This window comes from Streptomyces sp. NPDC090083, assembly GCF_044747445.1.
Taxonomy (GTDB): Bacteria; Actinomycetota; Actinomycetes; order Streptomycetales; family Streptomycetaceae; genus Streptomyces.
On sequence record NZ_JBIVED010000002.1, the window covers coordinates 498,922 to 525,303 of the forward strand.

Annotated in this window: 20 protein-coding genes and 1 riboswitch; of the genes, 17 read left to right on the top strand and 3 right to left on the bottom strand. The window is 71.6% G+C overall.

Features of this window, described 5'->3' with window-relative positions:
- Positions 1–146: 146 nt before the first annotated feature.
- Positions 147–3,701: a transcription-repair coupling factor gene (mfd, locus tag ACIPTO_RS08055; protein ID WP_401190183.1), complete on the top strand. Its 3,555-nt coding sequence runs from the start codon at positions 147–149 to the stop codon at positions 3,699–3,701.
- A gap of 153 nt (positions 3,702–3,854) precedes the next feature.
- Here mfd and ACIPTO_RS08060 read toward each other — a convergent pair whose 3' ends face one another.
- A complete protein-coding gene (locus ACIPTO_RS08060; protein WP_401190184.1) occupies positions 3,855–4,538 on the bottom strand; it encodes a TetR/AcrR family transcriptional regulator in 684 nt (227 codons plus the stop codon).
- 106 nt (positions 4,539–4,644) lie between these two features.
- Here ACIPTO_RS08060 and ACIPTO_RS08065 point away from each other — a divergent pair, with 106 nt between their 5' ends.
- The gene (locus ACIPTO_RS08065; RefSeq protein WP_401190185.1) at positions 4,645–5,553 is read left to right on the top strand and encodes a hypothetical protein; all 909 of its coding nucleotides are present in this window, start codon (positions 4,645–4,647) and stop codon (positions 5,551–5,553) included.
- A 237-nt stretch (positions 5,554–5,790) separates the two neighbouring features.
- Positions 5,791–6,516 (top strand): HNH endonuclease family protein, encoded by a 726-nt coding sequence (locus tag ACIPTO_RS08070; protein ID WP_366317118.1) that lies wholly within the window; start codon positions 5,791–5,793, stop codon positions 6,514–6,516.
- Between the two features lie 112 nt (positions 6,517–6,628).
- Here the strand turns inward: ACIPTO_RS08070 and ACIPTO_RS08075 are convergent, their stop codons facing one another.
- Positions 6,629–7,378 (bottom strand): hypothetical protein, encoded by a 750-nt coding sequence (locus tag ACIPTO_RS08075; protein ID WP_401190186.1) that lies wholly within the window; start codon positions 7,376–7,378, stop codon positions 6,629–6,631.
- A 274-nt stretch (positions 7,379–7,652) separates the two neighbouring features.
- Entirely contained in the window at positions 7,653–8,414 is a 762-nt protein-coding gene (locus tag ACIPTO_RS08080) for a hypothetical protein (RefSeq protein WP_401190187.1), read from the bottom strand.
- Between the two features lie 276 nt (positions 8,415–8,690).
- On the opposite strand from ACIPTO_RS08080, the gene ACIPTO_RS08085 reads away from it, so the two are divergent.
- The 14 genes from ACIPTO_RS08085 to ACIPTO_RS08150 all read left to right on the top strand — a co-directional run bounded on the left by ACIPTO_RS08085 (position 8,691) and on the right by ACIPTO_RS08150 (position 26,343).
- Entirely contained in the window at positions 8,691–11,018 is a 2,328-nt protein-coding gene (locus ACIPTO_RS08085; RefSeq protein ID WP_401190188.1) for an N-6 DNA methylase, read from the top strand.
- Between the two features lie 336 nt (positions 11,019–11,354).
- Positions 11,355–11,990: a hypothetical protein gene (locus ACIPTO_RS08090; protein WP_366316595.1), complete on the top strand. Its 636-nt coding sequence runs from the start codon at positions 11,355–11,357 to the stop codon at positions 11,988–11,990.
- Positions 11,987–13,516, top strand: coding sequence for a protein kinase (locus ACIPTO_RS08095; protein ID WP_401190189.1), 1,530 nt, complete (start codon positions 11,987–11,989; stop codon positions 13,514–13,516). The genes ACIPTO_RS08090 and ACIPTO_RS08095 overlap by 4 nt, the downstream gene beginning before the upstream one ends.
- Positions 13,517–13,691: 175 nt before the next feature.
- Positions 13,692–14,519, top strand: a complete 828-nt coding sequence (locus ACIPTO_RS08100; RefSeq protein WP_366316591.1) for a glycoside hydrolase domain-containing protein — start codon at positions 13,692–13,694, stop codon at positions 14,517–14,519.
- Positions 14,520–14,674: 155 nt separating this feature from the next.
- Positions 14,675–15,322, top strand: a complete 648-nt coding sequence (locus ACIPTO_RS08105) for a SurA N-terminal domain-containing protein (RefSeq protein WP_366316589.1) — start codon at positions 14,675–14,677, stop codon at positions 15,320–15,322.
- Between the two features lie 161 nt (positions 15,323–15,483).
- Complete coding sequence (locus ACIPTO_RS08110; protein ID WP_401190190.1) at positions 15,484–16,485, top strand: nucleoside triphosphate pyrophosphohydrolase; 1,002 nt, start codon at positions 15,484–15,486, stop codon at positions 16,483–16,485.
- A gap of 45 nt (positions 16,486–16,530) precedes the next feature.
- Positions 16,531–18,942 carry a hypothetical protein gene (locus ACIPTO_RS08115; RefSeq protein ID WP_401190191.1) on the top strand — a complete coding sequence of 804 codons (2,412 nt, stop codon included), beginning with the start codon at positions 16,531–16,533 and terminating at the stop codon, positions 18,940–18,942.
- Positions 18,939–20,246, top strand: coding sequence for a cytochrome P450 (locus ACIPTO_RS08120; RefSeq protein WP_401190192.1), 1,308 nt, complete (start codon positions 18,939–18,941; stop codon positions 20,244–20,246). Before ACIPTO_RS08115 ends, ACIPTO_RS08120 begins: the two co-directional genes overlap by 4 nt.
- A gap of 234 nt (positions 20,247–20,480) precedes the next feature.
- Entirely contained in the window at positions 20,481–21,467 is a 987-nt protein-coding gene (locus tag ACIPTO_RS08125) for a transglycosylase family protein (RefSeq protein WP_401190837.1), read from the top strand.
- Between the two features lie 193 nt (positions 21,468–21,660).
- Positions 21,661–21,829, top strand: a riboswitch (cyclic di-AMP (ydaO/yuaA leader).
- Positions 21,830–21,833: 4 nt separating this feature from the next.
- Positions 21,834–22,535 (top strand): transglycosylase family protein, encoded by a 702-nt coding sequence (locus tag ACIPTO_RS08130; RefSeq protein WP_401190193.1) that lies wholly within the window; start codon positions 21,834–21,836, stop codon positions 22,533–22,535.
- 332 nt (positions 22,536–22,867) lie between these two features.
- A complete protein-coding gene (gene eno / locus ACIPTO_RS08135; RefSeq protein ID WP_366316579.1) occupies positions 22,868–24,154 on the top strand; it encodes a phosphopyruvate hydratase in 1,287 nt (428 codons plus the stop codon).
- A 99-nt stretch (positions 24,155–24,253) separates the two neighbouring features.
- On the top strand, positions 24,254–24,730 hold the full coding sequence (locus ACIPTO_RS08140; protein ID WP_366316577.1) for a septum formation initiator family protein: 477 nt from the start codon (positions 24,254–24,256) through the stop codon (positions 24,728–24,730).
- An 87-nt stretch (positions 24,731–24,817) separates the two neighbouring features.
- Positions 24,818–25,372: a DUF501 domain-containing protein gene (locus ACIPTO_RS08145; RefSeq protein ID WP_401190194.1), complete on the top strand. Its 555-nt coding sequence runs from the start codon at positions 24,818–24,820 to the stop codon at positions 25,370–25,372.
- Positions 25,369–26,343 carry an exopolyphosphatase gene (locus tag ACIPTO_RS08150; RefSeq protein ID WP_401190195.1) on the top strand — a complete coding sequence of 325 codons (975 nt, stop codon included), beginning with the start codon at positions 25,369–25,371 and terminating at the stop codon, positions 26,341–26,343. Before ACIPTO_RS08145 ends, ACIPTO_RS08150 begins: the two co-directional genes overlap by 4 nt.
- Positions 26,344–26,382 lie beyond the last annotated feature (39 nt).

Below are 26,382 nucleotides of genomic sequence, written 5' to 3' on the forward strand. Positions count from 1 at the left end.
TTTGTCGTGGGGTTCGTTTCCTGAGAAAAGCGCGGTTGTCCACAGCCCCGGCGCCGGTCGGCGCACCGACGTACGCTGGATACCCCCCGGCCCACCACTCGCGTCGGGCCCTTCGTGTTGCCCACCCCCCAGACGGAAAGCCCTCCATGAGCCTGCACGGTCTGCTCGACGCCGTAGTCAAGGACCCCGCCCTCGCGGAAGCCACCAAGGCGGCGGCCGACGGCAACCGCATGCACATCGACCTGGTCGGCCCCCCGGCGACCCGCCCCTTCGCCGTCGCGGCACTGGCCCGCGAGACCGGCCGCACGGTCCTCGCCGTGACCGCCACCGGCCGGGAGGCCGAGGACCTGGCCGCGGCCCTGCGCTCACTGCTCCCGCCGGACGGAGTCGTGGACTACCCGTCTTGGGAGACCCTCCCGCACGAGCGGCTCAGCCCGCGCAGCGACACCGTGGGCCGCCGCCTCGCCGTCCTGCGCCGCCTGGCCCACCCCCGGCAGGACGACCCGGAGACCGGCCCGGTCTCCGTCGTCGTCGCGCCCATCCGGTCCGTACTGCAGCCGCAGGTCAAGGGGCTCGGAGACCTGGAGCCGGTCGCCCTGAGGACCGGCCTGACCGCCGACCTGAACGCGGTCGTGGACGCCCTCGGCGCCGCCGCGTACGCACGCGTGGAGCTCGTCGAGAAGCGCGGCGAGTTCGCCGTACGAGGCGGCATCCTGGACGTGTTCCCGCCCACCGAGGAACACCCCCTGCGCATCGAGTTCTGGGGCGACGACGTCGAGGAGATCCGCTACTTCAAGGTCGCCGACCAGCGCTCCCTGGAAGTCGCCGAACACGGCCTGTGGGCACCCCCCTGCCGTGAACTCCTGTTGACGGAAGACGTCCGCACGCGTGCGCGTGCCCTCGCCGAACAGCACCCCGAACTGGGCGAGCTGCTCGGCAAGATCGCCGAGGGCATCGCCGTGGAGGGCATGGAGTCGCTGGCTCCGGTGCTCGTCGACGACATGGAACTGCTGCTGGACGTGCTCCCCAAGGGCGCGATGGCCGTCGTGTGCGACCCGGAGCGGGTACGCACGCGTGCGGCCGACCTCGTCGCCACCTCGCAGGAGTTCCTCCAGGCCTCCTGGGCGGCCACCGCGGGCGGCGGCGAGGCACCCATCGACGTGGACGCGGCCTCCCTGTGGGCCATCGCGGACGTACGGAACCGGGCACGCGAGCTCGACATGATGTGGTGGTCGGTGTCGCCGTTCGCCGCCGACGAAGAACTCACGGACATCTTCGCCGCCGACGCTGCCGGGGACACCCTGAAGCTCGGAATGCACGCCCCCGAGACGTACCGCGGCGACACCGCGAAGGCCCTCGCCGACACCAAGGGCTGGCTCGCCGACGGCTGGCGCACGGTCTTCGTCACCGAGGCCCACGGCCCCGCCGCCCGCACCGTCGAGGTCCTCGGCGGCGAAGGCGTCCCGGCCCGCCTGGAGACCGAGCTGGGGGAGATCGCCCCCTCCGTGGTGCACGTGGCCACCGGTTCGATCGACTACGGCTTCGTCGACACCGCGCTCAAGCTCGCCGTCCTCACCGAGACCGACCTCTCCGGGCAGAAGGCCGCCGGCAAGGACGGCGCCCGGATGCCGGCCCGCCGCCGCAAGACCATCGACCCGCTCACCCTGGAGCCGGGCGACTACATCGTCCACGAACAGCACGGCGTGGGCCGCTACATCGAGATGGTGCAGCGCACGGTGCAGGGCGCCACGCGCGAGTACCTGGTCGTCGAGTACGCGCCCGCCAAGCGCGGCCAGCCCGGCGACCGGCTGTACATCCCGACCGACCAGCTGGAGCAGATCACCAAGTACGTCGGCGGCGAGTCACCCACCCTGCACCGCCTGGGCGGCGCCGACTGGACGAAGACCAAGGCGCGCGCCAAGAAGGCCGTCAAGGAGATCGCGGCCGACCTCATCAAGCTGTACAGCGCCCGCATGGCCGCCCCGGGCCACACCTTCGGCCCGGACACGCCCTGGCAGCGCGAGCTGGAGGACGCCTTCCCGTACGTGGAGACGCCCGACCAGCTGACGACCATCGCCGAGGTCAAGGACGACATGGAGAAGTCGGTTCCGATGGACCGCCTGATCTGCGGCGACGTCGGCTACGGCAAGACCGAGATCGCGGTCCGCGCCGCCTTCAAGGCCGTCCAGGACGGCAAGCAGGTCGCCGTCCTCGTCCCGACCACCCTCCTCGTGCAGCAGCACTTCGGGACGTTCAGCGAGCGGTACTCGCAGTTCCCGGTCAACGTGAAGGCGTTGAGCCGCTTCCAGACCGACACGGAGTCGAAGGCCACCCTGGAGGGCCTGCGCGAGGGCTCCGTGGACGTCGTCATCGGCACCCACCGCCTGTTCTCCTCCGAGACCAAGTTCAAGGATCTCGGCCTGGTCATCGTCGACGAGGAACAGCGCTTCGGCGTCGAGCACAAGGAGCAGCTGAAGAAGCTCCGCGCCAACGTCGACGTCCTGACGATGTCCGCCACCCCGATTCCCAGAACCCTGGAGATGGCGGTCACCGGTATCCGCGAGATGTCGACGATCACGACGCCCCCGGAGGAGCGTCACCCGGTGCTGACGTTCGTCGGCCCCTACGAGGAGAAGCAGATCGGCGCCGCGATCCGCCGCGAACTCCTGCGCGAGGGCCAGGTCTTCTACATCCACAACCGCGTCGAGTCGATCGACCGCGCGGCGGCCCGGCTCCGCGAGATCGTCCCGGAGGCACGCATCGCGACCGCCCACGGGCAGATGTCGGAACAGGCGCTGGAGCAGGTCGTCGTCGACTTCTGGGAGAAGAAGTTCGACGTCCTGGTGTCGACGACGATCGTCGAGTCGGGCATCGACATCTCCAACGCGAACACGCTGATCGTGGAACGAGGCGACAACTTCGGCCTGTCGCAGCTCCACCAGCTGCGCGGCCGGGTGGGGCGCGGTCGCGAGCGCGGCTACGCGTACTTCCTGTACCCCCCGGAGAAGCCGCTGACGGAGACCGCCCACGAACGCCTCGCCACCATCGCCCAGCACACCGAGATGGGCGCGGGCATGTACGTGGCGATGAAGGACCTGGAGATCCGCGGAGCCGGAAACCTCCTGGGCGGGGAACAGTCCGGGCACATCGCGGGCGTCGGCTTCGACCTGTACGTCCGCATGGTCGGCGAGGCCGTCGCGGACTACCGCGCCTCCCTGGAGGGCGGAGTCGAGGAGGAACCGCCCCTGGAGGTCAAGATCGAGCTCCCGGTCGACGCGCACGTCCCGCACGACTACGCCCCCGGCGAGCGCCTGCGCCTCCAGGCCTACCGGTCCATCGCCTCCGCCACCACGGAGGAGGACATCAAGGCCGTACGCGAGGAACTCGTCGACCGCTACGGCAAGTTGCCCGAGCCGGTGGAGAACCTGCTGCTGGTGGCCGGCCTGCGCATGCTCGCGCGCGCGTGCGGCGTCGGCGACATCGTCCTCCAGGGCACCAACATTCGCTTCGCACCGGTGGAGTTGAGGGAGTCCCAGGAACTGCGCCTCAAGCGGCTCTACCCGGGCAGCGTCATCAAGCAGGCCGCCCACCAGGTGCTGGTACCGCGCCCGAAGACGGCGAAGGTGGGCGGAAAGCCTTTGGTCGGGCGGGAGTTGCTCGGGTGGGTGGGGGAGTTCCTGGCTTCGATCCTGGGGTCGTGAGGCTTGGGGGAGTGAGGCCAGGGGGATTCCGGGAGTTCCGGGGACCCTGGGGGGTCCGGGGACTCTGAGGGTTCCAGGGTTCCGGGAAACCTGGGGATTCCACGGCCCGGTACCGGAGTCGGAGGGCGTCCGCCGAAGACCTCCGTCACGTCACTACGCCGGAGCCTGGAACAGCATCGAGGCCAGGGCCCGGAACACCTCCTCCGGGTCCTGCTCGCTCACCGCGCCGTCCAGGTTGCGGCCGAGCAGCAGCGTCGCGAAGCCGTGGGCCAGGGACCAGGCGGCGACACCGGCGAGGCGGGCGTCGGGGCCGCGGCCCTCGCGGGGTACGGCGGAGACGGCGTGGCTCAGCGCGTCGGCGGCGAGGGCACGGGCCGTGGTGAGTTCGAGGTCGCCGTCGCGGAGCAGTTCGGGCGCGAACATCACCTGGAAATGGGCGGGGTGTTCGCGCGCGAAGCGTACGTAGCGGACGCCCGCGTCCTTCAGGTCCGCCGCCTCGCCGATCGCGCCCGCGAGCAGGCCGAAGCCCTCCGCCGCGATGGCCGTCAACAGGCCTGTGCGGTCCTTGAAGTGATGCGCCGGCGCCGCGTGCGAGACACCGGCACGGCGGGCGAGATCCCGCAGGCTCAGCGCGGACGGGCCGTCGACGGCGATGACGTCGAGCGCGGCGGTGAGGATGGCGCGTCGCAGATCGCCGTGGTGGTACGGGCGGCTGCTCCCGGAGGCCCTGGCGCCGCCCGAAGCCTTGGCACCCCCGGTGGTCGCGGGGCTCGTGTCGGTGGTCGCGGCGGTGGTTTCGGCGGTCCCGTCCGTCTTCGCGGGCTCGGCTGTGCTCATGGTCAGCAGCGTACGCCGAATCTAGGCATTGACAAGTTCGGAACGGTGAGGGAATCTTGTCAGTGTCAAGTTGTGGAACGACCGGGACGCGACGAGGAGTTACGTCATGTCGGACAGCGTGCGTGGAGCGGAGACCACGAAAAGCCCCGTCACCGTGGAGCTGAGCCGCGTGCGCCAGCTCTGGCATCTGCTCGAACCCCTGCACGCCGTGGTGTATTACGCGCCGGAGGTCTTCGAGGAGGCCGCCGCCCTCGGCTACGGCACCGAGGAGCGCTGGCCGAGCTACTTCCCTTTGCGCGCAGCCCCGTTGGGCCCGGTCGGCAGCGAGCGGGTGACCTCCGCCTTCTACAGCTTCAGCCCCCGCATGGTCGCCGAGCACATGGACACGGCGTGGAGCGTCGCGAGCCCGGAGGCCGTACTGCGGGCGCGGCTGCGCGGAATGGACCGGGCCTACCGCGCGATATTCGGCGACCGCGTCGACAGCCCCGAGCTGGCGGAGGCCGCGGCCCTGGCCCGCCGCGCCGCCGAGGCGGCCGACCTGGAGGGCCGCCCCCTCGCCGCGGCCAACGCCGAGCTGCCCTGGCCGGAGGAACCCCACCTCCAGCTCTGGCAGGCGGCGACGATCCTGCGCGAACACCGGGGCGACGGCCACCTCGTCGCCCTCCTCGCCGCCGGCCTCGACCCGGTCGAGTCGCTGGTCTCCTTCGCCGCGATCGGCGCCGCCTCCGTCGAGCGCTTCGAGAGCCGGGGGTGGAGCCGGGACGAATGGACGGCGGCACGCGGACGGCTGGTCGCCCGAGGCGTCATAGACGACAGGGGTACGGCGACGCGGGCGGGCCGCGAACTGCGGCAGGAGGTCGAGCACCGCACCGACCGACTGGCCGCCGCGCCCTGGGAGTCGCTCGGCCGGACCGACACCGGCCGACTCACCGACCTGCTGGGGGAGTTCTGGATCGCCGTCCTGGGCTCCGGGCTGCTGCCCTCGGAGTCGACGCTGGGCATCGGCAGGGTGTGAGCCGGCAAGGCCCGAGAGTGAGGGGGCGTCATATTCGGTGCCGGAGCAGGGGGAGTAAGGAGAGGGGGTGAGGGAAGCCGGTACTTCGGCCTGTTCCACCACCGCGATACAGGCGAGTTGCGTGCCGTACGGGGAGAGGTCCCGTATGCCCGTGACGCGTCCGCCGCTACCGTGGGACCAGGCAATATCCGCCCCTGCAGGGGCGGGGCCGGGTGAGCAAGGGGAGGGGCGCACGTGATGCGTCTGAGGGGTGGGGCGGCGATCGCCGCCCTGGTCATGTTGTCCGTCGCCGGATGCAAGACGGACACCACGGGAACGGGCGACTCCGGACCCGAGGCGACAGCCGGCGGGGGATCAGGAGGCGGCGCGGCACTGACCGCCGCCCAGGCCCTGCCCGTCAAGGGGCGGGCGCCGAAGACGGGTTACTCCCGTGAGCGGTTCGGCAGCGCCTGGGCCGACACGGACTCCAACGGCTGCGACACCAGGGACGACATCCTCAAGCGGGACCTGAAGCAGGTGAAGTTCACCGGCGGCGACTGCAAGGTGTCGTACGGCGTCCTCGAATCCGATCCGTACTCCGGCAAGGAAGTCACCTACAAGCGCGGTGCCAGCCTCGTCGACATAGACCACCTGGTCTCCCTCTCCGACGCCTGGCAGAAGGGCGCCAAGTACTGGGACGCCAGCAAGCGCATAGCTCTCGCCAACGACCCGCTCAACCTCCTCACCGTCGGCGCCAGCCCCAACCGCAGCAAGGGCGACGGCGACACGGCGACCTGGGTGCCGCCCCAGGCGTACCGCTGCACGTATGTCGCCGCGCAGGTCGCCGTGAAGAAGAAGTACGGGCTGTGGGTCACGTCGGCGGAGAAGGACGCGATGGTCAAGGTCCTCTCCACCTGCTCGAAGCAGGCCCTCCCCACCGGCGGCAACCCGACGAACGCGCCGGCGAGGTTCCACGCGAACTGAGCCGAGGTGACGTGAGCGGCGGGCGCGGGGAAGCCGAGTCATCGAGCCCGGCGTGTGGCTGCGGCGCGTTCGGGGAGCGAACGTGCCGCAGCCACAGGCCTGTTGAGCTGGATCAGCTGCCCAGCTTGTCCAGGTCCAGGATCTTCCCCGCCGGCTTCTCCGCGAGCACCGGCTTCTCGTACTCGCTGAAGGTGAGCGTCCCGGGGTCCTTGGCGGACACGCTGTCGATGCGCAGCGCGTACGGCTTGCCCTCGGTCGCCACGTACAGCGTGTAGGAGTCCTTGCCGTCCTTCTCGCGCACGGTGATCGCCGGGACACCGTCGACGGTGGTCGTCCTGCCGCGCGTGGCACCGGAGTTGTCGTCCTTGGCGCTGCCGAGCATCGAGTTCAGATCGCAGAAGCTCGCGATGTCCTTGGCGTCCTTGCCCTTCGCGGACATCTTGGTCCACTTCCCGGCCATCATGGCGACGACCGCGTCGGTGTCCGCCTTCGACTCGCCGTCGCTCTGCGCCCGCAGGAACGCCTCGTCGTACTTCATGTAGATGGTGTCGCCGCTCTTGATCATGTCGGCCTTGCCCTTGCCGCCCATGCCCATCGTGCCGGCGCAATCGCCCTTCTTGTTCAGGGCCATGTCGATCATGATCGTGCCGCCGCTCTCGTCGTCGGGCACGTTGCCCTTCAACCGCAGCGACGAGGCGCCGGTGGTGGCGGTCATGGACCGGTCGGCGATCTCGCTGCCGGTCAGCCCGGCGAACGGGCCCTTCGGCTTGCTGTCCGCCTTGTCCTCGCCGGGCAGACACCCGGAGAGTCCCGCGGCGGCCACGGTGGTGAGACAGAGAGCGGCAAGTGCGGTACGGCGCATGACGGTTCCTTGGTGATGAGGTGAGAGGTGAGAGGTACGAGCAGGTGAGGTGCGAGGTCTGAACGCGGTGGCGCGAGGCGCCGTCGGGCAGGCGGACGGAGCGCCGGTCCTGCCGACGTGGCGGTGGCGGTGGCGGTGGCGGTGCTGAGAGGCGGGCGGGCGGCGGTGGGCCGGTGGGGGAGCGGTGGCGAGGGTCGCCGGGGGTGCGGCGGGCGTGGCTTGGCGGGGCGGTTTGCGGCGGGGTGGTTCGTGACGGGTCGCGGTGACCCGAAGATCAGGCCGTCTTCGTCCAGTCCTGGCAGCCGGCCGTCGTGAAGTAGGCGTCCCGGGTGCTGATCGTGACGACGGCCGTGCCGGTCACGTCGGCGGCGGCGAGGACCGAGTGCGGCCCGTGTTCGGCGTCCCTCGCGCGCTCCCAGTGGCAGCCGTCGTCCGTGTTGCCAGTGGACGTGTAGGTGCCGGGGGCGATGTCGACGCCGACCTTGTACATGCCGCCGTCGCCGCTCATCCGGGTGGGGGTGGCGGGGGTGGCCGGGGCGGCTGGGGAGCCCTGGGCCTTCGCGTCGACGGCCTCCCAGGCCTTGCAGCCGCTGGACGTGAAGACCCTGTCGGTGGCCTCGACGGTGACGTAACCCGTGCCGCGCACATGGTCGTCGGCCCGCGGTGAGTCGGTGTCGCCCGAGGCGTTCTCGGCCCGCGCCCAGTGACACAGACCGTCGGTGTTGCCGCGGGAGCGGTAGGTACCGGGCTCGATGTCCCTGCCGACCCGGAAGTCGCCGTCCCCGTCGAGCGAGACCTTCTTCTGCGGGTGGCCCTGGGGCGGGCCTGGATCATTCGCGTCGAGGTCATTCATGCCGGGGTTCTTCGTGCCAGGGTCATGCGTGCCGGTGGCCTTGCGTCCGGCGGAGGCGGAAGCCGAAGAGCCCTCGGTGCCGCCGGCCGAACTGGCGCCCCGGGCATTGGTGTTGGCGTTCGCCGACACGACCCCGATGACGACGACCCCCACGACGGCGCTCAGCGTGAGCCTGCCTGCCATCCCCATGGTTGTCCCCTCCCCGATGCGGCGACCGCCTCCCCCGACGGCCGACGGTCGTTTGTTCGACGGGTCAATAAGACCAGAGGCTGTGAACCGAGTCAACACAATTAACGGAACTGAGTGTGTACACGGCCGTGAAGGGGTAGATCTTGTTCGCGTCGGTATGCTCGGCGTCGCAGGCGGACGGCAGGTGCGCTCGGGTGCGCTCGGGTGCGAAGAAAGCCGGCGCGAAGAAGTCGGCGCGATGAGGTCGGTACGGCGAGGGGAGTGGGGCGGGTGCAGGACAACGCGACAGAGGTGACCGCCGCCGGTATCGCGCGGCTCGCGGGCGTCGGCCGTGCCGCCGTCAGCAACTGGCGCCGCCGCCACGCCGACTTCCCCAAGCCGGTCGGCGGCACCGAGACCAGCCCCTCCTTCGCCCTCGCGGATGTCGAGTCCTGGCTGCGTGAACAGGGGAAACTCGCCGAAGTCCCGCTGCGGGAACGGGTCTTGCAGCAGCTCGTCGGCCACCCCGAGGGCCCGGTCACCGCGCTGGTGTACGCCGGCTGCGCCCTCCTGCTCATCCAGGAACGGCCCACCGTCTGGCTGGACGCGAGCGCCGGTTCCGACGAGCGGATGGCGGCGGTGCTGCCGGGCGCGTTGGAGGGGGTGATCGTGCCGCGCTTCGGTGCGGCGCGTGGGCGTGGGCGCGGTGTTCACGGCGGGCGGGAGGTCGACGCGGCTGGGGCTGTGAACTCACCGGATTCGGCGTCCGGCTCTGTGAACACTCCGGCCGACCCGACGGCACCGACACCCTCGGTAACGCCGACAGCCTCGGATCCTGTGAACACCGCACCCGCTGTGAACACGCCCCCGGCCGCGCACAGCACCGCCACCGTTCACACGCCCCCCCTCACTCCCGGCGCCCCCCTCGCTCCGCCCGTCCCCCTCACTCCGCTCACTCCTCCCCATCCCACCGTCTCCACCCCCGCCGTCCCCACCCCCACCGGCCCGCAACTCCTCCCCACCGTCCCGCTCCTCCGCGGTGTCGCCGGTCTCGCCGCCGAGCTGGGCGCACGGGAGACGTTCGAGTTCCTGCTCGGGCGGCATCTCGACGCGAACCCGCGGCAGTACACGCTCACCCCGCCCGAACTCGCCGGTCTCATGGCCGAGTTGGGGGGCCCGGCCCGTACCGTGCTCGACCCGGCGTGCGGCACCGGAACCCTGTTGGGTGCCGTCGCCCCCGGCCCCGACCAGCAGCTGTACGCCCAGGACAGCGCCCCCGACCTCGCCGCGCTCACCGCGCTCCGGCTCGCCCTGCACGCGCAGGCCGCCGTGCGCGGTACGGCAGGGGACACGCTGCGCGCCGACGCGTACCCGGAGCTGCGGGCCGACGTCGTCCTGTGCCATCCGCCGTTCAACGAGCGGAACTGGGGGCACGACGAACTCGCCTACGACCCCCGCTGGGAGTACGGCTTCCCGGCGCGCAACGAATCCGAACTGGCCTGGGTGCAGCACGCGTTGGCCCGGCTGGCGGACAGCGGCACCGCCGTGCTGCTGATGCCGCCGGCCGCGGCGTCCCGGCGTTCCGGCCGGCGGATCCGGGCCGACCTGTTGCGGCGCGGGGCGCTGAAGGCGGTCGTGGCGCTGCCGATCGGGGCCGCGCCGCCGTACAACATCCCGCTGCACCTGTGGGTGCTGCGGCGGCCGGAGCGGGTGCTCGGGCAGCCGGAGGTGCTGTTGGTGGACACCGGGCGGTTCGCCACCGAGGGGCGGGGCGGGCCGGACTGGCAGGCGGTGCGGGGCGCGGTGCTGGACGCCTGGCGGGCGTTCGACCGGGCGGGGCGGCTGGACGACGAGCCGGGGCTCGCGCGTTCCGTGCCGGTCATCGAACTCCTCGACGACGACGTCGACCTGGCACCGGCCCGCCACCTCCCGCCCGCCACCGCGGCCGACGGCGCCGACGAGCTGACGGCCGTGCGGGAGCGGCTCGGTGAGACGCTCCGGCTGACCGCCGACCTCACCCCACCGCCCGTGGACCATGTCACCGGTCCCGCACGGCCCACACGCTGGCCGCTCACCACGATCGGGGAACTCGCGCGCGGGGGCGCCCTGGTGATGCGTACCGGCGGAAACGGCGGCCACGCGCGTGTGCCCGTTCTCACCGACCACGACGTCCTCGCCGGAACGGCTCCTTCCGGCCTCCTCCCCGAGAGCGACGAGGAAGCCGTCCTCACGGAGCCGGGCGATGTCGTCGTCCCGGTGCTCGGCGGCGGTTCCATGGCGCGCGTGATCGACGACACGACCGCGGGCGCCGTCCTGGGGCGCAGCCTGGTGCTGCTGCGGCCCGATCCGGCGGCACTGGACCCGTGGTTCCTCGCCGGCTTCCTGCGCGGCACGGCCAACAACCGCCAGGCCAGCAGCTACGCCTCGACGGCGACCCGCCTCGACGTCCGCAGGCTCCAGCTGCCGCGGCTCCCCCTGGACGAACAGCGGCGCTACGGCGCCCGGTTCCGGGCCCTGGAGGACTTCGAGCGGGCGCTGCGGCAGACGGGCCGGCTCGGCGAGCAGCTCGTGCGCGGGATGTTCGACGGCCTGACGGACGGCACGGTCACCCCCGACTGAAACGAGCCCCAGGGACACCGCCCGCCCCAGGGAGACCGCCTGCCCCAAGGAGACCGCCCGCCCCGGAGGGACCGCCCGCCCCGCTTGCCCGCCTCGTCCCGGAAGGCCCCGCTCCGCGCCCGCCCGAGCGCACCCGACCGCACCTGCGATGTCGTACGAAGTGATCAGCACGACAACGGTTCGGTACAACCCGGGACCGGTTGTCCGTGTCGGCCTATACGCTCGAAGCGACAGTCGCACGACCGCTGTTGCCCGCGCGCCGGACGCACGCCGAACCGCGCCCGGGCCGACGGCGGTCGCGGCACCGTACGCCCTCCGAAGGCACCAGGAGCAGCCATGCAAGGCCACGGCCACCCGCAGCCGGCGCAGCCGCCGCCGCCCACCGGGGCGCTGGTCCTCGTGCGCGTGCTGCTCGTGGGGCTCTCGGTGTTCTCCATCGGGTTCCTGGCCTGGACGATGCTCCTGCGGCTGGCCATCGTGACCCGCAAGTCCCTGGACTGGGGACTGCTCGTGGCGGCGCTCGCGGCGGACGTGCTCAGCATCGTGCTGCTCGGCTCCGAGCCCGGCGACGACGTCCACACCGGGGGCGGCTATCTGGGCCTCACCCTGCTCCTGGGCACCCTGGTGGCGTCGATCGTGTACTACCTGGCGGCGGAGATACGCCACTACCAGCAGCTCAGGCAGGACGGCTACGGCGGGCGCCCGCCGGCGGCGTACGGCTACCCGCAGCCCGGGCGGCCTCCGGCGCCGTACATGGGGACGACGGTTCCGCAGCACACCCCGCCGCCGATGCCGCACACGCCCGTGCCGCAGCCGCACACCCCGCCCCCGATGCCCCACACGCCCGTGCCGCAGCCGCCGCACACCCCGCCGCCGGGGCAGCGCCCCACGCCCGCCCGGATCGACCAGGTGCGGGCCGAGCTCGACGAGCTGAGTGACTACCTCCGCAAGCACGACGAGGGCGGCAGGTGACCGTGACGGCAGGGCGTGTCGTCGCCGACCGGTACGAACTCTCCACGCTCATCGGGCAGGGCGGCATGGGCCAGGTCTGGACGGCCTACGACCGGCGGCTGGACCGGCGCGTGGCGGTGAAGCTGCTGCGCCCCGACAAGGTGGCGGGCCAGGAGGCCGACGAGCTGCGCCGCCGCTTCGTGCGCGAGTGCCGGGTGACCGCCCAGGTCGACCACCCCGGGCTGGTCACGGTGCACGACGCGGGCAGCGAGGGCGAGGAGCTGTTCCTCGTCATGCAGTACATCGACGGCGCCGACCTCTCCGACCACCTCGCCGAGCAGGACCCGTACCCGTGGCAGTGGGCGGTCGCGGTCGCGGCCCAGCTGTGCGCCGTGCTGAGCGCCGTGCACGCCGTGCCGATCGTCCACCGCGACCTGAAGCCGCGCAACGTGATGGTGAAGCAGGACGGCACGGTCACCGTCCTCGACCTGGGCGTCGCCTCCGTCATGGACGCCGACACCACCCGCCTCACGCACACCGGCACCCCCATCGGATCGCCCGCCTACATGGCGCCCGAACAGGCGATGGGCGGCGCGGTCGGCCCGTACACCGACCTGTACGCGCTCGGTGTGCTGCTGCACGAACTCCTCAGCGGTGAAGTGCCGTTCGCGGGCTCCACGGCGCTCGGCGTCCTGCACCGGCACCTGTACGAGCCGCCGGTCCCCGTCCGCCGTGTCCGCCCCGAGGTCCCCGAGCCGCTCGAGGCGCTCGTCCTGCGCCTGCTCGCCAAGGACGCGCAGCACCGGCCCGCCTCCGCGCAGGAGGTCTACGAGGACCTCGCACTGCTGCTGCCCGCGCGCGGGATGCCCACCGGGGCGCCGCTCGACCCCACCCGCCCGTTCCTGCGCCCGCACGCCCCCTGGCCGGACCGCGCCCGCACCCCCGCGCCGCAGCCCGCCCCGCCGGCCCCGCCCGCCGCCGAGAAGCGCGATGTCGCCGCCGCCGTCGACGAGGTCAAGCGGCTGCTCGGGGAGGGCCGGATCACGCAGGCCGTCGACATCCTGGGCGCGATCCTGCCCGCCGCCGCGGAGCAGCACGGCGCGCGCTCCCCGGTCGTCCGCACCCTGCGCAAGCAGTACGCGGCGACGCTCATGGACGACGGCCAGTACCGGCGCGCGCTGCCCGAACTGCGCCGGCTCGCCGACGAACGCGCCGCCGAGGCGGGCCCGTCCGACCCGCAGTCCCTGCGCTACCGCTACGAGGTCGCCCAGTGCCTGGAATCGCTCGGCGACCCGGCGGCGGCCCTCACGGAGTACCGCGCGCTGCTGCCGTACTACGAGAACCAGTACGTCGCCGGCGACCCCGAACTCGCCCATGAGGTCCGCCGCCGCGTGGGCCACCTGCTGCTCGCCCTCGGCGACCGCGGCGCGGCCCACGAGACCCTCGCCCGCCTCCTGATCGACGTCGAACGCAGGCAGGGCCCCGGGCACCCGCTCGCGGCGGACATCCGGCGGACGCTGCAGTGGCTGGGGCAGGTGCGGGGCTAGCCGGTCCGGCGGATCCTGTCGCGGACGCGTGGCCTGGGCACGCGCATCTGCCGCGTCGATGTCCCGCGACCTGATCCGCCGGACAGGCCCTGGTGGACACGTCAGCTAGATTTGCCCGGCACGCGCGCGTAGCGGGCGATTTCGAGCACATACACACCAGGGGTGGGGTTTTTCCATGTCCAGCCATCGGCAGTCCAGGAAGCGCAGATACATCACCTGGGGCGTCACCGGTGCCGCCGTCGTCGCGGGTGGCGGCATCGCCGCGCAGACCTCGATGGCCGCCACCGCCTGGCCCGCCCAGAAGACCTACACCGGCCGCGCCTTCGACACCTGCGCCGCACCCTCCCTCGCCGCGATGAAGGCCTGGCACACCGACGGCGCCTACGGTGCCGCCGCCGTCTACATCGGCGGCAGGAACCGCGGCTGCGCCCAGCCCAACCTCACCGCCTCCTGGGTCACCTCCCTCACCACGGTCGGCTGGAAGTTCATCCCGCTCTACGTCGGCTCGCAGCCGTCCTGCGGCTCCGGCGGCGCGGTGAAGATCAGCGCCTCCACCGCCGCGGCCGTCGGCAAGTCCGAGGCGGACGACGCGGTGACCAAGGCCAAGGCGCTCGGGATCAAGGCCGGCAGTCCGATCTACCTGGACATGGAGCCGTACGACATCACGAACAAGGCCTGCAACAACGCCGTGCTGACGTACGTGCGCGCCTTCGACAAGGAGCTGCGCGCCAAGATCTACCGCACCGGTTACTACGGCTTCAGCAGCTCCAGCGCCAAGGCCATCGCGACCGCGACCGACAAGACGGACCTGCCGGGCAACCTCTGGTACGCGCTGTGGGACAAGACGTACACCACCACCTCGGACTGGCCGTGGGGCTCCACCCAGTTCACCAACCACAGCCGCGCGCACCAGTACATGGTCAACAGCAAGGAGACGCGCGGCGGTTACACGATCACCGTGGACCGCGACGCCTGGGACGCCCCGGTCGCCATCACCGGCTGACCGCGGAGCGGCCCGCGGAGCCCGCGAGGGCGCGGCGGTGCCCGAAGTCCTGGTGAATCGTTGGTCGAATGGGTTGGCCACAGCCGACCCACTGCCTACCATCGATCACCGCAAGACTTTGTGCACCGTCGCACAATCTCCAACGGGAGGTTCCCTTGCCCCGCCGCCGTCGCACCGCGCTCGTCCTCACCGCCGTGATCGCCGCCGCGGCCCCCGCCCTGACCGCCTGCGGAAACGATGCGCACCCAGGTGCCGCGGCCGTCGTGGGCGGCCAGCGCATCACCGTCGCGCAGCTGCAGAACCGGGTCAACGAGGTGCGCACGGCCCAGCGGGCGTCCGTCCAGAACGAGGCGCAGTACGAGCGGGCCGTCGCCACCACCGGCGGCCTCACCCGCGAGACGCTCTACGGCATGGTCTTCGACCAGGTCGTCCACCGCGCCGCGCAGGACGCCGGGGTCGTCGTCACCCGCAAGGACATCCAGGACATGCGGGCCGGCCTCGCCCAGCAGGCGGGCGGCTCCAAGGCCCTGGAGGCGACCTGGCTCGCCCAGTACGGCGTCCCTCCGCAGCGCCTCGACGAGAACCTCCGCCTCCAGGTCGAGGGCCGCAAGCTCGCCGCGAAACTCGGCACCGACACCACCCAGCCCGCCTTCTGGAAGGCTCTCTCCACCGCCTCCAAGGAACTCCACGTCGACCTCAACCCGCGCTACGGCACGTGGGACGTGGAGAAGAGCAGCCGGGTGGACGCCAAGACACCGTGGGTACGCGAGGTCACGGCGAAGCAGACGCAGCAGTCGGCGTAACGGTACGGCGGCTCCCGGGCGCTGGGGCTCCGGGGCCTTGGGGCTCCGCGGTCCGGTGGGCGGCCGGGGTCGCGGGCCGGCCTGTGGACAACAGTGGGCCGGCGCACGGCGGGCCTGTGGACAACTCCGGGGCTGTCGGCGGCGTGGGTTACGTTCGGTGGGTGAACGCAACCAGCCCCGCCCCCGAGGGCACCCCGGTCCCCACCCCCGGCCGCATCGTCCTGCTCACCACCAGCCACCGCGTCGCCCCCGGCCTGCTGTCCTGGCCCGCGTGGCAGGCGCTGCGCGACGCGGACCAGGTGCTGTGCGCGGACGGCGCGCACCCGCACCTGCCGTATCTGGTCGAGGCCGGGATAACCGTCGTCGAGGCGTCCCCGACCGCCGAGGAACTGGTCGCGGCCTGCGCGGACGGCGCCACGGTGGTGGTCGTCGCCACGGGCGAGGGCGAGCCCGCCCTCACCGACGGCCTGGCCCGCCTCGCCGGTTCGGGCCGCGTCCAGATGCCGGAGCTGGAACTGCTCCCCGCCTCCTACGACCTTCCCGGCGCCCGCCTCCTCGACCTCGTCCAGGTCATGGACCGCATCCGCGCCGAGTGCCCCTGGTCGTCGCAGCAGACGCACAAGGGCCTGGCGAAGTACGGCATCGAGGAGGCGTACGAACTCGTCGAGGCGATCGAGGAGGGCGACCGCGACGAACTGCGCGAGGAGCTGGGCGACGTCCTCCTCCAGGTCGTCTTCCACGCCCGCATCGCCGAGGAGGACCCCGACACCCCCTTCTCCGTCGACGACGTGGCCGCCGGCATCGTCACCAAGCTCATCCACCGCCACCCGCACGTCTTCGGCGACGAGACGGCGTCGACCCCCGAGGAGGTGAAGGCCCATTGGCTGCGGACCAAGGCGGAGGAGAAGCGGCGCACCTCCGTCACCGAAGGCATCCCCATGGGCCAGCCCGGCCTGGCCCTCGCGTCGAAGCTGGCATCACGCGTGCGTACGGCGGGACTTGACGTGCCGCTGCCCGCGGGGGACGGCATCGGGTACGAGTTGCTGGCGCTGGCCGTACGGGCCGAGGCGGCCGGAGTCGATCCGGAGGCGGCGTTGCGGGCGGCGGGGCGGGCCTATCGGGACGCGATCCGGGGGGTGGAAGGGCGCGGCTCCGGGCTGTGACGGGAGCGTCGGCTCAGTACCGTTGGGACAGGGACGGTTTCGGGGGTGGGGGAGCGCGTGGACGACCGGGAGTTGGAGCGGCTGGCCGGTGCGGCGGCCGAGCTGTTGGTGGGGTTGCCGGGCACTCCCGACGGGGTCCGAGGGCGGGACGAGTTCGTGCGCTGGTTCGAACGGCACGGGCTGGACGGCTTCGCCGTGGAACTCGCGGCCGCGGACCCCGCGACCGAGGACAACGCGTGGAGAACGGAGCTCTGGCGCGATCGTCTGCGCGAGGCAATCCTCGCGGCGCCCGGTCCGCTCGGTCCCCTCGGTCGAACCGGTTCGCCCGGCCCGCCCGGCGCTCAGGCGGCCGATGAACTGCGCGCCATCGTCGACGAGTTGGACCGGCCGGACCCGACTCCGCTGCGCGCACCCGAGTCCGGAGACCTGCTGGACTTCCGCGAGGGCACCTTCCACGGGCAGGTCATCGGCGTCCAGACCGTGCACAACTCCTACGCAGCCCCGGCACCGGACAGCGCTCAACCGCCCGCGCTGGACTGGCTGTTGGCGAAGGACGTCGAGCCGCTCACACACGGAGTCCGGCCGACCCGGCGGGTGAGGGGACTGCCGGTGCTGCCGCCGTACGTGCGGCGGGACCAGGACGGTGCGGTCAACTCGGCCGTGGAGCAGGCCCGTTCGGAGAGCGGCCTGGTCGTGGTGCTCGGGCAGGCGTACGTCGGGAAGTCGCGTGCCGCGCTCGCCGCGATGGCCCAAGTGCTCCCGGACCACCGGGTGTTCGCTCCCGCGCGGGACGAGGACCTGCGCGAGCTGCCCGCGCTGCTGCGCGGCCGGGCGGAGCGGTGTGTCGTCTGGCTCGACGACCTCGACGGACATCTCGGGGGGCGTGGCCTGGAACCACGGCTGCTGGCCCAGCTGAGCGCGTTGGAGGCCGTCGTACTCGCGACGATGCGGGACGAGGCCTACGACAAATGCGTCGGGACGTCCGCGCAGGGGCGCCTGCTGGACCTGGCCCAGCTCGTCGAACTTCCCCGGACCTGGTCACCCGCCGAACTGGAGCGTGCCGAGCGGACAGGGGACCCCCGGCTCACCGAGGCGGTCCGCGAGAGCGGCACGGTGGGAGTCGCCACGTACCTCGCCATCGGCCACCGCCTCTGGAACGACTGGCGGCGCGCCCGGAACCCCCAGCGGCACCCGCGCGCCCACGCGCTGGTGCGGGCGGCGGTGGACCTGGCCCGGTGCGGACTGACGGGACCGCTGCCGCGCGACCTGCTGGTGACGGTCCACGACGGGTACGGCATCGCGGGTCTCGAACGGGAGTCCCTGGACGATGCCTGGGAGTGGGCGGGGCGCAGACGGTACGGGTCGCTGCGCATGCTGCGGTGCAGCGACAGGGAGCCGAGACCCTTCGAGGACGTGCTGCCGTACGCCGTGCGCGCGGCGGAGCGGAGCGACCGGGAGGCGGGCCCCTTCGGGAACGTGCTGCCGTACTTCGTGCACACCGCCGAGCAGGACGACGGGTTTCCGGCCGTCGCCGGGTGGGTGTGGGGTCAGGCGGTGGAGGCGGCGCGGGCGGACCCGTCGGCGTACGACGTGGAGAGTGTCGTCGCCGGGGCGCGGGCCGCGTATGCGAAGGAGGCCGAGGCGGGGGACGGGTCGGCCATGCACGCCCTGGGCCTGCTCGACGAGAGTCTGGGAGAAGGGGAGAAGGCCGAGTCCTGGTTCCGGCGGGCGGCGGAGGCGGGATGGACCGAGTCCGCGGGGCGCCTTGGGCGGTTGCTCGTGGAGCGGGGGGAGAGCCGGGAGGCGGAATCGTTCCTGGAGTCGGCTGCGGAAGCCGGAGACCACGAGGCGGCCACCCTGCTGGGCAAGCTGCTCCGGGACCGGGCGGCCGTGTGGTTCGAAGCGGCGAAGAAGTCGGGGAACCCGGAGGCTGCTCATTGCCTGGGGGATCTCCTTCTGGCTGACGGTGACGCCGACGGGGCGGACGACTGCTATCTGACGGCTGAGCAACAGGGGTACGCCGGGGCCGCCAGAAGCGCGGGGGTGTACCACCTGCTGGCCAACGCGCCTGAGATCGCTCGTGTTTGGCTGGAGCGGGCGGCGGCAGCAGGCGACGATGCGGCCGCAGGGCTGCTGCTCGACATGGAGGGTGAGACAGAGGGTTTGGCCAGTGCCGAAGGCTATTTCTCGGTCTCTGACACCTACCCGTTGGACAACACCCACCATGGCGTCGTGCTGGAAAAGCTGGGACGTCTGGACGAAGCTCGCAAGGACTACGAAAAGGGCTACGCGGCCGACGACCCCTACGCCGCCTACCGCCTCGCCGTCCTCCTCGAAGAACAGGGTGACGGCGAAGAGGCCGGTGTCTGGTACCGCAAGGCCGCCGTCATGGGACACCCCGCCGCCCGGAAGGCCGTGGCCGGGCGCCCCGGTGCCCCGGATACCGTCAAGGAGTGACAGACCAGCCGCACCCCCACCACCCCGCCCCCGAACTCTTCACCTGGGAGTTCGCCACCGACCCTTACCCCGCCTACGCCTGGCTCCGTGAGCACGAGCCGGTGCACAGGACGCGGCTGCCCAGCGGGGTGGAGGCCTGGCTGGTCACCCGTTACGCCGATGCCAGGCAGGCGCTCGCCGACCCCCGGCTCTCCAAGAACCCCGCGCACCACGACGAACCGGCGCACGCCAAGGGCAAGACCGGTATCCCCGGGGAGCGCAAGGCCGAGCTGATGACGCATCTGCTCAACATCGACCCGCCGGACCACACACGGCTGCGACGGCTGGTCAGCAAGGCGTTCACGCCCCGCCGGGTGGCCGAATTCGCGCCCAGGGTGCAGGAGTTGACGGACGACCTGATCGACCGGTTCGCCGCGGACGGCTCCGCCGATCTCATCCACGACTTCGCGTTCCCGCTTCCCATTTACGCCATCTGCGATCTCCTCGGCGTGCCCCGCGAGGACCAGGACGACTTCCGTGACTGGGCGGGCATGATGATCCGTCACGGCGGTGGCCCGCGCGGCGGAGTGGCCCGGTCCGTCAAGAAGATGCGCGCCTACCTCGCCGACCTCATCCACCGCAAGCGCGAGGACCTCGCCGACTTCCCCGACTCCGACTCCGCCCCCTCCGAAGACCTCCTCTCCGGTCTCATCCGTGCCTCCGACCAGGGCGAGCACCTCACCGAGAACGAGGCCGCGGCGATGGCCTTCATCCTGTTGTTCGCCGGGTTCGAGACGACGGTCAACCTCATCGGCAACGGCACCTACGCACTCCTCACCCACCCCGAGCAGCGCGCTCTCCTGGAGAAGTCCCTGGCGGCGGGGGAGCGGGGCCTCCTGGAGACCGGTGTGGAGGAACTCCTGCGCTACGACGGCCCGGTGGAGCTGGCCACCTGGCGGTTCGCCACCCGGCCGCTCACCCTCGGCGGGAAGGACATCGCGGCCGGCGACCCGGTGCTGGTCGTGCTCGCCGCCGCGGACCGCGATCCCGAGCGGTTCGCCGACCCGGACGTCCTCGATCTCGGACGGCGTGACAATCAACACCTCGGCTACGGCCACGGCATCCACTACTGCCTCGGCGCCCCGCTCGCCCGCCTGGAGGGGCAGACCGCGTTGGCCACCCTCCTCACCCGCCTCCCGGACCTCCAACTCGCGGGAGATCCAGCCGACTTGCGCTGGCGCGGCGGCCTCATCATGCGCGGACTGCGCACGCTGCCGGTGGAGTTCACCCCGGAGCGCTCCCGAACGGCCGGCCGGACCGCGTGACCCCCTCTCGGACCCGGCCCGCCGCCCCGTCGTCCGGCCCCCTCAACCCCCTGATCCCGCCCGCTAAACCCGAAAGTGACACTTCTTCAACTCTGTGATCTTCACGTGATCTCCGTGGCATTAACTTGTGACAAGTGATCGACTGTGGATACGTTCACCTACCAGCGCGGCGACCTGTTCGAGCTCGACCCCCTCCGCCGCGCGGTCCCCCGCTGTCACGCGAAAGGTCTCCGCATGCTCTCCGGGAACGGTCGTCACCGTCGCCCCCGCCAGGCTCCGGCTCTCCTCGTCGCGGCCGGGGTGACCGGCTCCGCCATCGCGATCCCGCTGCTCGGCGCCGCCTCCGCGAACGCGGCCGACGGCACCACCTGGGACAAGGTGGCCAACTGCGAGAGCGGCGGCTCCTGGAGCGAGAACAGTGGCAACGCCTACTACGGCGGCCTGCAGATGTCCCTGGACGACTGGGACAAGTACGGCGGCCTCGCGTACGCCCCGAGCCCCGACCTGGCCAGCCGCTCCCAGCAGATAGCCGTCGCCGAGAAGATCCTCGACGCCGAGGGCACCACCCCCTGGCTCACCTGTGCGCTGCTCTCCGGTCTCACCGCGGACTCGGGTTCGACGGACGTCGACACGGGTGTCGCGAGCGACTCCCCGTCGGCCGGTGCGACGGACTCCGGCGGCGACTCCGACTCCTCCGATTCCTCGGGCACTTCCGCTTCGTCCGGGTTGTCCGACTCGGGCACCACGGATTCGTCGGCCGCGGGTTCTTCGGGTTCCTCGGGTTCGTCCGACTCCTCGGCGAGCCCCTCGCCCACCGCGACGGACAAGTCGAACAACCCCGCCAAGTCCGACAAGTCCGCCAGCCCTTCGAAGAGTGGCGACCCGGTCGAGGCCTCTCCAAAACTCGACGAATCGGACAACTCGGCCCAGGCGGCGAGCAAGTCGAGCCTCGTCGACACCGGCGCGCTCGACGGCACGGGCAACGCGGCCGAGCAGCAGACCGTCGGGAAGCACCGCGGGGCGAGCGCCGAGGAGAGCGTGACGCCGCAGACGTACACCGTCCGCGCCGGCGACTCCCTCGCGTCCATCGCCGACTCCCTTGGCCTCGACGGCGGATGGCGTGCGCTGTACGCCGAGAACAGGAAGCTGATCGGCGCCGACCCGACCCGGATCGCCGCCGGTCAGACGCTGGACGTCGGGGCGGAAACGGGCGGAAAGTAGCAGGAAAACAGCGGGAGTTCACGTCACGCTTCGCGGCGAATGTCCGGTTTGGTGAAAGTGTGGGATGAGTCTCAGAAGCCCTGATCGTCTTTGAAATCCCGCGGATTCTCTGTCTACGGTCAAGGCCGCTCGTCACCACGAGCCCCGGCTGCCGCACACGCCGAGTCCTGCCAGCGGCCTCCGGGAACAGTCGTCGCGTCAAGCGCCGTAGGCAGGAGCGGGGGACCCAAGGTAAGTGCCGGGCCCGGCAGTTGATGCCGGGTGCGGCTTGGGGTGAAGTCGTGCGCCGGGAGGCGCGCGGCCGGGCAACTCACACGGCCCGAACCCGACAGCTCACCTCGCAGGCGTCGGTGAGGGGATCTCCGCATGCTGTTTTCCAGCAAGGGCAAGCACCGTCGTCCTTCCAAGGCCACCCGTGTCGCCACGCTCGCCGGTGTCACCGGTGTCGCCATCGCCGCCCCGCTGATGGCGAGCGGCAGCGCCTCCGCCGCCACCGCCTCCGAGTGGGACGCGGTCGCCCAGTGCGAGTCCGGCGGCAACTGGTCCATCAACACCGGCAACGGCTACTACGGCGGTATCCAGTTCTCCGCCTCGACGTGGGCCGCGTACGGCGGCACCGCCTACGCCTCCACCGCGAACCTGGCCACCAAGGCCCAGCAGATAGCCATCGGCGAGAAGGTCCTCGCGGCCCAGGGCAAGGGCGCCTGGCCCACCTGCGGCACCGGCCTGTCGAGCGCCACCTACTCGGGCGGCAGCTCCTCCGGCTCCAGCAGCTCGAACAGCGGCAGCTCGTCGAGCGGCAGCTCCACCAGCGAGCGCTCCAGCAGTGACACGACCGCCTCCCGCTCCGCCGAGCGCCCGGCGGCCAAGAAGACCGTCACCACCCCGACCGGCAAGAAGGTCAAGAAGGGCGACGGCGAGTACAAGGTCGTCAAGGGCGACACCCTCAGCTCCATCGCCGAGAAGCACAAGGTGAAGGGCGGCTGGCAGCAGCTGTTCAAGCTGAACAAGGACATCATCGACGACGCCGACGTCATCTTCCCGGGCCAGCAGCTCCACCTGAAGTGACCTACGCGGCTCGTAGCCGAACCACAGTCCCCTCACAGCCGTGGTGTCCATCATGAAGACCCCGTGAGGGTCACCCCCGTCCCCCACGGGCTCCCCGCCCCGGTGCGTGTTCCCCCGTACGCACCGGGGCGGGGCTTTTTCACGTCCCCGGCGGGCCGTGCCCGGCCGGCCGCCCGCCGCTTGCCGGGACTTTTTGTTCCGTTCGGAAACAATTTACTCTCGGTTCTGTCCATCAGGCGGCCGACCGGATGGCCAATCGCCCGGAGCCGGTTAGGCTCGTCTCGCAGAGCCGCTGCGGTACTGCCGTAGCCGCGTCAGATCCCAAGAAGGAGATGCTCGTGCCGTCCATCGACGTCGTCGTAGCCCGGGAAATCCTGGACTCCCGAGGCAACCCCACGGTCGAGGTCGAGGTCGGCCTCGACGACGGCAGCACGGGTCGTGCCGCCGTTCCGTCCGGCGCCTCCACGGGTGCCTTCGAAGCCATCGAGCTGCGTGACGGCGACCCCAACCGCTACGGCGGCAAGGGTGTCGAGAAGGCCGTCCTCGCCGTCATCGAGCAGATCGGCCCGGAGCTGGTCGGCTACGACGCCACCGAGCAGCGCCTGATCGACCAGGCCATGTTCGACCTGGACGCCACCGACAACAAGGGCTCGCTCGGCGCCAACGCCATCCTCGGCGTCTCCCTCGCCGTCGCGCACGCCGCGTCCGAGGCCAGCGACCTCCCCCTCTTCCGCTACCTCGGCGGTCCGAACGCGCACCTGCTGCCCGTTCCGATGATGAACATCCTGAACGGCGGCTCGCACGCCGACTCGAACGTGGACATCCAGGAGTTCATGATCGCCCCGATCGGCGCGGAGTCCTTCTCCGAGGCGCTGCGCTGGGGCGCCGAGGTCTACCACACCCTCAAGAAGGTGCTGAAGACCAAGGGCCTGTCCACCGGCCTCGGCGACGAGGGCGGCTTCGCCCCGAACCTGGAGTCCAACCGCGCCGCCCTCGACCTCATCATCGAGGCCATCAAGCAGGCCGGTTACGTCCCCGGCGAGCAGATCGCGCTCGCGCTCGACGTCGCCGCGTCCGAGTTCTACAAGGACGGCACGTACGAGTTCGAGGGCAAGTCCCGCTCGGCCGCCGAGATGACCGAGTACTACGAGGAGCTCGTCTCCGCGTACCCGCTCGTCTCCATCGAGGACCCGCTGTACGAGGACGACTGGGCCGGCTGGAAGGTCATCACCGACCGCATCGGCGAGAAGGTCCAGATCGTCGGCGACGACCTCTTCGTCACCAACCCCGAGCGCCTCGCCCGCGGCATCGAGGAGGGCACCGCCAACGCCCTGCTCGTCAAGGTGAACCAGATCGGCTCGCTGACCGAGACGCTGGACGCCGTCGAGATGGCCCAGCGCAACGGCTTCAAGTGCATGATGTCCCACCGCTCCGGCGAGACCGAGGACGTCACCATCGCCGACCTCGCCGTCGCGGTGAACTGCGGCCAGATCAAGACCGGCGCCCCGGCCCGCTCGGACCGCGTCGCCAAGTACAACCAGCTCCTGCGCATCGAGGAGATCCTCGACGACGCGGCCGAGTACGCGGGCCGCAGCGCCTTCCCGCGCTTCAAGGGCTGAACCAACCCGGGCTAAGCCTTAGCCAGTCGTCCGTACGTCCCCGCACCCGGTCCCGTACCGTGTGCGGGGACGTACGCACGTATGAAGGGGAGGCGGGACATGGCCGTGAAGGACCGGGACCGGTTCTCCACCGCGACCAGGCTCAAGCTGCTCGGCGAGCAGACGGCGGCCCGTGTCTACCGTTCCCAGACCAAGCGGCAGGCCCGCCGCTCCCGGCTCACCGGCCGGGCGGCCCTCCTCGCCCTGGTCCTGTGCTCCCTGATCGTGGCGCTGGCGTACCCGATAAGGCAGTACGTCTCCCAGCGCGCCGAGATCTCCGATCTGCAGCGGCAGCAGGACCAGGCCCGGCAGCGCGTCGAGCAGCTGCGCGACCTCAAGGCACGCTGGCAGGACGACTCGTACGCGGAGCAGCAGATCCGGCAGCGGCTGCACTACGTGATGCCCGGTGAGACCGGTTACATCGTGATCGACCCGGACGCGGCCAAGCAGTCGCGCGCCGAGCTGGGGGCGGCCGACCGTCCCTGGTACGCGAACGTGTGGGACGGCGTCGACAAGTCCGACGCGTCCGACCGGTGAGCACCGCCAGTCAGTGCCACCCGTGAGTACCACCCGTGAGCACCACCAGCGAGAACTGACCCAGAGAAAGACGTCCTGAAGACAGTCATGGAAACGCCCCCGCCGCCCACCCCGCGCACCGAGCCCACCGACGCCGACGTCGAGGCCTTCAAGCAGCAGCTCGGGCGTCCGCCGCGCGGGCTGCGCGCGATCGCGCACCGCTGCCCGTGCGGTCAGCCGGACGTGGTGGAGACGGCCCCCCGCCTCCCCGACGGCACCCCCTTCCCGACCACGTACTACCTCACGTGCCCGCGTGCCGCCTCGGCGATCGGCACCCTGGAGGCGAACGGCGTGATGAAGGAGATGACGGCCCGTCTGGAGACGGACCCCGAACTCGCCGCCGCGTACCGCGCCGCGCACGAGGACTACATCGCGCGCCGCGACGCCATCGAGGTCCTGGAGGGCTTCCCGAGCGCGGGCGGCATGCCGGACCGGGTGAAGTGCCTGCACGTGCTGGTCGGCCACTCCCTGGCCGCGGGCCCGGGCGTCAACCCGCTCGGCGACGAGGCCCTCGCGATGCTCCCCCAGTGGTGGGCCAAGGGCCCGTGCGTGAGCATGCCCGCCGAGGAGCCCGCCGACGCGAAGGAGGAGGGCGACCAGTGACCCGGGTCGCCGCCATCGACTGCGGTACGAACTCGATCCGCCTCCTCGTCGCCGACGTGAACCCCGGGACCGGTGAACTCGTCGACCTGGACCGGCGGATGACGATCGTCCGGCTCGGCCAGGGCGTGGACAAGACCGGCCGGCTGGCCCCCGAGGCGCTGGAGCGCACGTTCGCGGCCTGCCGTGACTACGCGGCGATCATCAAGGAACTCGGCGCCGAACGCCTCCGCTTCGTCGCCACGTCGGCCTCCCGCGACGCCTCCAACCGCGACGACTTCGTCCGCGGGGTGATGGACATCCTCGGCGTCGAACCCGAGGTGATCTCCGGCGACGAGGAGGCGGCACTCTCCTTCACCGGCGCGACCAGGGAACTGAGCGGCCGTGACGATCTCGCCCGGCCCTACCTGGTGGTGGACATCGGCGGCGGCTCGACGGAGTTCGTGGTCGGCGACGACGCCGTCCGCGCGGGCCGCTCCGTGAACATCGGCTGCGTCCGCATGACCGAGCGTCACCTGGTCCGCGACGGCAAGGTCACCGACCCGCCGACCCCGGAGCAGATCGCGGCGATGCGCGCGGACATCGAGGCCGCCCTCGACCTCGCCGGGGAGACGGTCCCGCTCCGCGAGGCCCGCACCCTGGTCGGCCTGGCCGGTTCGGTCACCACGGTCTCGGCCATCGCCCAGAACCTCCCCGAGTACGACACGGACGCCATCCACCACTCCCGCGTCCCCTACGACCGGGTCCGCGAGATCACGGAGTCCCTCCTCCGCTCCACCCACGCCGAACGCGCCGCGATCCCCTCCATGCACCCCGGCCGCGTCGACGTCATCGGCGCGGGTGCCCTCGTACTCCTCTCGATCATGGAGCGGGTCGGGGCGAGCGAGGTCGTGGTGAGCGAGCACGACATCCTGGACGGGATCGCGTTCAAGGCGGCGGAGGACGCCGGGGCGGGCGGCGAGCAGGGCGCCTGATGCAGCGGGAGCGCGCTCTCCTCATGCCCTGAGGCGAGG